1 pseudogene is annotated in these 7841 nt (G+C 74.3%); it reads right to left on the reverse strand.

From position 1 onward, the window contains the following. Positions 1-7841 (reverse strand): annotated as a pseudogene (locus tag LQ326_RS46415) (hypothetical protein); the annotation flags it as partial.

Below are 7841 nucleotides of genomic sequence, written 5' to 3' on the forward strand. Positions count from 1 at the left end.
CTCGCGCTGTAGTGGTTTCGGCCCGTGTAGTGGACCTCCAGCGCGGGGGTGTTGGTGGTCGGGCCGTAGGGCAGGACGATGCCCCGGGGTCCGCCGGTCGCGGTGGTGCCGGCGAGCGCGGGGGCCACCGGCTGGAAGACGTGGATCGGGACGCCGAGAGTGTCGGCGAGCAGCGGCAGGAAGGTGTCGCCGATCCGGTTCGCCCACTCGTCCGACCAATTGCGCACCACGCGTTCGAGCTCGGTCGCCTCGGGCGCGGTGAGTGCGGCCGTGCTCTGGTGGTAGCCGGCGATCAGCAGCGCCCGGCGCTCGTCCAGGGTCATGGTGGCGGGCGTCGGCAGCGCGTTCACCGCACGCAGATAGGCGAACATCCGCCGGTTGCTCGGCGGGCTGCCGGCCGGCGCGGGCGGCGCACCCGGCGCCGAGACGGCCTGGAGGTAGCGGGTCTGGAGGTCGACGGGGTCCAGGTCCTCGGCACGGGTCACGCCCTGGATGCCGTACAGGGCCAGTTGGCTGTTGACCACGGCACTGGGCATGCCCTGCACCACCGTCCCGAACCGGCGGACGAGGACGCCGCGGAGCTGGCCGAGCACCTGGGGCGGGAGCGGCCGGCTGCCGTCGCGTGCCGCCGCCAGCCGGGTCAGCACCAGGTTCTGCAACCCCCGTCGCGCGGCCCGCAGATGACCGGTTCCCTGGTCCGCGGTGGCCGGGTTCTGCGCCAGCGCGGTGAGGGTCTGGCGTACGAGGTGGGGCTGCCGGAGCCAGCCGTCGGTGCCCGCGTCGAGGGCCGGGCCGCCCTGCCCCAGTCGGGTGCGGACCAGTTCCGGGGCGCTGCCGATGACGGCGTACAGGAGGCAGAAGCCGTCGCCGGGGGTCGGGACGGCGGTTCCGGTGGGGGTGACGTACGGGGACGGCGGGACGGCGGGGGGCGGGGCCGTGGCGGTCGTGGTCGTGCCGGGCGGCGGGGCGAGCGGGGCCTTGCCCTTGTCCGCGGCCGTGCTCTTGGCGGCGGCCGGATTCTTGCCCTTGTCGTTCTTGCCGCTGCTCGTAGCGGGCATGGCGGGCCCGGTCTTCTTGGGCGGCTGCTTCTTCGGTGGCTGCTTCGGGGTCGGCGTGGACGTGGACGGGTTCGTCCCCGTGGTGGTGGCCGTGGTGGCGGGGGCCGGGGTGTGGGTCTGGGCGCCGGCCGGGAGCGGGGTGGCTCGGCCGTCGGGGTCGGGCCAGCGGGGCGGGGTGGTGGCGAAGGTGGTCCGCAGTGCCTGTTCGGGGGTCGGGGCGCTGTCCCGGACGGCGGTGGACAGTCCCGGCAGCGCGGTGGTGGCCGACGACTGGTCTGCGGCAGCCTGCAGTTGCGCGGTGACGGTGGTGGCAAGCTGCCCGTTGCGGCGGGTGACCTCGGCCAGGGCCCGGGTCGCGCGGCGGCCGGCGCGGGTTTCGCGGAACGTGGCCACCCGGAGGTTCTCGGCCCGGCGGGTCACGGCCCGCGCGTCCCGCTTCGCCTGCTCCACGGCCTCCTCGTGGTTCTCTTCCGCCTCCCTGACGCGGTCCGGTCCGAGCCTGACGATGCGCTGCGCGTCCTTCAACGTCGCCCGGTCGGCGACCAGTTGATCGTTGGCCTGCTGGACCGCGTCCTCGGCGGCGGTGATCGCGGGGACCGTGGCCTGCACCCGGGGATCGTCCGCGACATCGGCGGCAGGGCGGTTGGAGCGCCGGGTGCCGGGGGCCGACGGGACCGCTGCGGGTGCCGGAGCGGCGGTCGACTGCCCGCCCCGCGCGGCCTGCTGAGCGGCGGCGCGCTCGGCGCGCACGTTGTCCTCGGCCTGGGCCAGCCGGGCCAGTGCCGTGCGGAGGTCGTGTTGGCCCTGAGCCTCGTCCCGCTCGTGCCGTGCGATCTCCGCGGGCAGGGTGGTGACGGTCCGTCGGGCGTTCGCGAGGTCCCGCTTCATCCGCGCGACCTTCGCCTCGGCGGCGCGTGCGGCCTTGGCGGAGGCGGCGGACGTGGCGATCGCCCGGGTGTGGGCGGCGCCCGCGACCGTGAGCGCGTGCCTCGCCCGCTGGTGGGCGCCCGTGGCGTCCGTGTGCGCCCTGTTGGCGTGCTGGAGGGAGAAGGTGAGCCGGTTCAGCCGCTGCGGGGTGTCGGTGAGCGTGTCCGTGGCGGAGTGCAGGAGTTCGGCCTGGGCGTGGAAGGCGGTCCACGCGGTGGTGAGGCCGGGGTCGGCGGTGACGAGGGCGCCCTCGGGGGTGAACTCCCAGCGGCGGACGCCCTGTGGGTCGCGGGTCATCAGTTCCAGCGGCCGGTTGCCGAGTACGGCCGCGCGGGAGGCGGCGTAGAGGGCCTGGCCGAGGTGGGTGCCCTGCGGGTCGGCGCCGAGGGCCACCCAGAACTGGACCCCGTGACTGCCCGCGGGGATCGCAGAGTTGAGGCGCTCGGGCAGGGTGTGCGGGGCGGCGGTGGCCCAGTCGGGAACCAGCGCGGGCAGGTCGTGCACGTCCGTCGGGGACTCGGCCGGGGTGATGAGCCCGTGGCCGAGGAGGTCGCGTTCCTCGACGCGGAGGGTGACGGTGCCGGTGACGTGGCGGGTGCCCTCCGGTCCTTCCACGAGCAGGTGGGCATCGGTGTCGATGACGTAACTGCGAGTGCCGCGGGCGCCGCCCGCGGGCGCGGAGGTGCTGCCCGACTTGAGCCAGTCGCGGCGGCTGCCGGTGGTGGTGCCGCCGAAGCTGGAGGGCTGGGTCTGCCGCTGGGCGAGCGGCACACTGAGCCCGCCGATCTGGTGGTTCCCGTCGTCGCCGCTGAGGAGTTCCGTGAACCCGGTCGCGAGGGAGTGGTCGGCGCCGGCGGCGGTGCTCACCGTGTCGGTGGTGTTGTGGAGCTGGTCGAGGGTGACGTCGTCGGCGTGGGTGGAGCGGCGCGGGTTGTAGAGCGTCACCGCGATCGACGGGGACTGGCCCGGTGCTCCCTCGAAGGGTGCGGTGCCGGGCATCCTGCGGGTGAGGTCGGCGGCCAGCCGGGGGCGGTCGAGGGTGACCCGCCCGGCCTGGATGAGCTGGCCGAGCCGGACCGCCTGCCCCTCCACCGAGACGGAGGTGATCTGCGCGTGCCAGCCGCGACCGCCGCGCGGGGCCACCTCGTTCAGCGCCGTCTCCAGATGTGCCCACCCGTCGAAGGCGAACGCCGGGGTCGGCCCCACCGGGTGGAACATCTGCGCGTCGGCGAGGTACGGGACGGGCGGCGGACCGGGCAGCACGGTGTTGCGCGGGTCGGCGCCGGAGACGACGGACGGGGCCGTCACCGTGGCCGCCGTCACGGGGGCGTTGGTCTCGGTGCCGGTGAACCTCAGGGCCAGCCGCACCTCGACGGTACGGGTGCGGGCATTGTCCGTGGCCAGCATGGCGTTCATCCACCGGCGTACGTCGCCGTTGGCTTCGGCCCAGGCGATGACGCCGTCCTGGACGAGGCCGCCGACGACGTTGGGCGGCCAGTCCGCGACCAGCGCGGAGCGGACGGACAGGACGTAGTCGTACCGGAGACCGTCGAAATCGGCACCGTTGTCGGTGCGCAGCCAGAACCGGTTGTCGGCGGTGGTCGCCCGCCGGACGGACCTGCTGGTGGCCGACTGCGGGGTGAACACGGGCGCCGCGCGGTCCGTCTTCGTGGGGTCGGGGCCCTGGTTCGGGCGGAGATAGCGGGTGGTCAGTGTGACCGGGAGCTGCCGCTGCCGTACCGAGGCCCGGGTGGTGGTGCGGCCGGCGGCGGTGTGCGACTGCCACTGCTCAAGGCCCGAGCCGGGGGTCGAGGTACCCCGGACACTGCTCAGGTTCTGGGTCTGCCGGGGCACCGCCTTGAGGGAGACCTCGACCAGCCGCTCGCCGCCGAAGCCGTGGTGGCGGAAGTGGAAGCGGGTGGTGGCGGCCTGGCCCGGAGTGAGGTTCGGGCCGCGTCCGGGCAGCGAGCGCAGTCCGGCGGTGGAGGTGAGCTGCGCGATCCGGCTGTGCACACCGGGCTGGTAGCCGGAGTGCCCCGGGGTGAACACTCCGGGGGCCTCTCTCTCCACCAGATCCATCAGTTCGCGTCGGACCTGGCCACGCCGCTCCCTCGGATTGACCGGCCGCAGCGCGATCGCACCGGTGGCGGGCACGGGAGCGGCGACGGGGGCGTCGTACTCGATGACGGAGAGAACACCGCCGAGGCCCAGTTCCCGGGTGCGGATGTACGAGGCCGGCAGCGGTGCCGTGGCCGGGACGGGTGTCGGGACGAGTCCCGTCACCGCGCCCATCCACCGTGCGTCGCGCGTGAGTTGCCCCTGTGTCAGAAGGAACTGCAGGCCGTCCGGGACGTCGACCGCGAAGGTGACGGGGTCGATCGTGCCGCTCTCGCCGACCCCGCCCAGCAGGGTGCGGGAGCCGGCGCGGACCGTGACCAGATAGGTGACGTCGGCGACCACCCGGTGCAGGGTGCCGCTCTCGGTGGGGGTGCGGTTGACGCCCGTGCCGGCGGCGAGCGTGCCGGCGGTGTCGGTGCGGGACACCTGGCCGAGCCGTGCCGACGGGTTGAACAGGCCCTTGTACGGCTTGCCGCTGCTCTGGCTGGTGGAGACCGAACCGTCGGACTCGGGACCGGTGTCGCCCTGCCCGGCCGCGTTCTCCGGGCCCGGGGGCCGCGTGGGCGGGTTCTGGGTGAGCACCCCGCTGCCGCCGAACTGATGTGACTTTCCTAGGGACTTGAGCTGCTGGGCACTGTCAGTGGCGGAGACGCCCGTCTCCAGGTACTGCGCGGTGGTGTCCAGCAGCCGGGGGCGGTGCGCGACGGCCTGGATCTCCAGGGAGTACTGGCCGTCCGCGATCGTCCCCGGCAGGCTCAGGCCCTCCACGACATAGGAGTTCTTGAAGATCTGGTGGCCGTTCGCGACGAGGCTGCCCGGGGTGATCGCCGCGTGCCGGGTCTCGGCGGCACGCGTCCTGCTGTCCGTCAGCCCGTGCCCGGCGAGCGGCGAGACTCCGTCGCGGGCGGGGGCCGCGCCGGGGGCCGGTGGGACGGGCGGCGCGCCGGGGGCGGTGACCGGCAGGATCGGGCCGGTGCCGGTGGCGGGCGGTGTCGGCTGCGCGTCGCGGCGGATCTGCGCGGCCGCCCGCTGGAACGCCGACTCGATGGCCGCGGCGCCGCGCACCGTGTCGATCAGGGCGTCGTCGGGTACCCGCACCAGCTCCGGGCGCGGGACGCCGTGGGCGTCGGTCGCGTCGAGCCGGGCCCGGTCGGTCGCGTCGGGCAGGCGCGGTGCCCCGTCGGCACGTGCGGCGGGCGGCGCGGCGGGCACCGTCGGCGCGTGGGTACGGCCGGCCGGCACCGCCAGCCGCAGCGAACCGGTGACCGTCGGCGGCACGACGACGGGCGGCGGCACGGCAACGGGCGGCACACCGGCGACCGCCCGCGCGACGACCGGGACCGGGGCGGGAGCGAGCGCCTGGTTGACGTTCTGTCCGAACCGCTCGGTGGGCCGGTCGTCCTCCCCCGCGTACAGGTCGAGGGCCAGCCGCACCGGCACGTCGAACTCGTGGCTGTCCTGGCCGGTGGCGATGAAGAACTGGTCGTGCCCGGTGGCGCCGCCCACGGTGTCGCCGTGGGTGACCTGGTGGCCGTACTGGTAGTCGGCCCCGAACCCGATGGACCCCCAGGCGCCCAGCGGCCCGCTGACACTGCCCATCGGTCCGAGCGCACCGCCGTACGACTCACCGCGCTGCTCGGAGTCGCTGCCCGCCATCTGGGCCAGGCCCATGACCTGGATGCCCGGCAGGACCCGCAGGTGGCTGCTGGGAGTCGCGGTGTCGCGGACGGCGGTGAGGAGCAGCCGGACCCGGCGGACGCCGGTGTCGGTGCTGTTCGGCACCTCGAAGTGCAGGGCGTGTCCGCCGTCGACCATGGCGTCGGTGGCGGCGCGCAGCCCGGTGCGGGAGCGGGCCTCGCGCAGCCGGCGCAGGTTGTTGAGCTGGGCATGCAGCCGGATCTGGTGCTCGGGCTCCACGTTTCGCGCCGCCCGCTGGAGGCGCGGGAGGATCCCGGTGAGCCCCGGGGCGGCGGGCGGCAGGAAGCCCTCGCGGCGCAGCCACGCCTCGGCCTCCGTGAACAGGGCGTCCGTACCGGTGACGTCGAGCGGGGCCGTGCTCAGCCCGATGGCGTCCAGCCGTTCCAACGCGTCCGGGAGTTCCCGCAGTTCGGCTGCGGAGGGCTGATGACCGACGGCGTCCGTCCGGCTCAGGACCCGCAGGTCCATGCCGTGTGCCAGGGTCAGCGCCGGTGCCGGCGTCTCGGTGCCGTCCGGCCGGATCAGCGTGACTCGGTAGGTGACGCCGGAGGGGGTGAGCAGATGGCTCTGGTTGGTGCGGATGGCATGCATCGTGCCGGCGGAACTGCTCGCGCTGTACGTGTTGGTGACGGTCGCCTGGGTCTGCCCGCGCAGGCCGAGACTGCCGCCGACGGTGCCGGAGGCGTCCGGGTGTCCCTGCGCGTGGTCGCCGGTGAGAGCGGCGGCACCACTGCCGCTGACCCCGATCCCGCTCGTGTACTTCGAGGAGAGGTCGACCTTCGCGGTGTTGACCAGGTGGCTTTCGAGGTTGATCTTGCCCGGGGTGCTCTGCCGCCGCGGGGTGCCGACCGTGGGCACGGTGACCAGGTGCAGCATGCCGACCGCGTTGCCGGAGGCGTCGGTGAGGACGGGCGAGTAGATACCTCCGTCGATCTGCATGGGCAGCGTGCCCCGCAGCACCTGCTCGGAGAGGAAGTCCGAGACCTGCCCGGCGGCGACGGTGTCGAGGTCGGCGTGGAACGTCTGGTGGACGTGTTCGTACAGCGCCCTGGGGTCGATCACGGAGTCGACGCCGTAGAGCGGGAGATCGGCCGGCCGCGCCGGTGCGGGCAGCGAGTTCGGCGCCGGGTCGGCGGTCGTGAGGTGCCGCGGGAACCAGATGGTGGTGGGACCGTGCGACTCCGGCGCGCCCCACCCGTCCGGCACGGGCGCCGTGGCCGCCGGAGCCGGCGGGGTGACGGCGGGGGCGTCGACGCGCACCCGCCATCGGGTCGTGAACTCCACCGGATCCGAGGGCTCGTTGGAGCGCTGGGCGGAGGTGGTCTGGACGGCGTGGGTGACGGTGGTGGCGTCGCTCGCCTGGTTGTGGGTGATGGCCACGGTCAGCGATCCGTCCACCGCCCGCACCGCGGTCGGCGCCGCGATCGGCCAGGAACCGGTCCATGGCACCTGGAACGTGCGGTAGGTGCCGGACGGCTGGCTGGAGAAGTTCTCCCGGGTACCGAACCCGCGCCGCTCGACGTGCTTGTCCGGGTCACGCTGGTCGAAACGCCCCTGCCGCAACGAGGCCCGCGCCTCGGAAAGGGTCAGCTGTACGTCGACGGTGTGATCCCGGCCGTCGACCCGGACGGTGATGCGGTGACCGCCGTTGGAACGCAGATACGGCAGGTGGAGCCCGAGGTTCTCGCGGCTCAGCGCGTCCCGCACCTGGTCGCGCACCGGCTCGGGCGGGTCGTCGGGATCCAGACCGAGCGCCTCGTAGACCTGGCCGTGCAGCCCGTCCGTCACCTCGTCGGAGAACGGCTCCGCGTACACCAGCCCGACCGCGCCGTCCGGGAGCGCGCCGTACGAGTTCACGTAGCTCGACGGGAGTCGGGCCGGTGCCTGGGGTTGAGCGGTCGGGGCGTTCGAGGTGGGCCAGGTGGGGGTGGACTGGGCGGGGACGGGGGTGGTGTCGGGGTCGAGGGCGGGGGTGTTCGTGTCCTGGTGTGTGTGGTCGTGGAGTCGGGGTCCCGCGTTGGTGACGTTCTCGATGGTTTC

The organism is Streptomyces shenzhenensis, assembly GCF_021462265.1.
In the GTDB taxonomy this organism is placed as follows: domain Bacteria; phylum Actinomycetota; class Actinomycetes; order Streptomycetales; family Streptomycetaceae; genus Streptomyces; species Streptomyces shenzhenensis.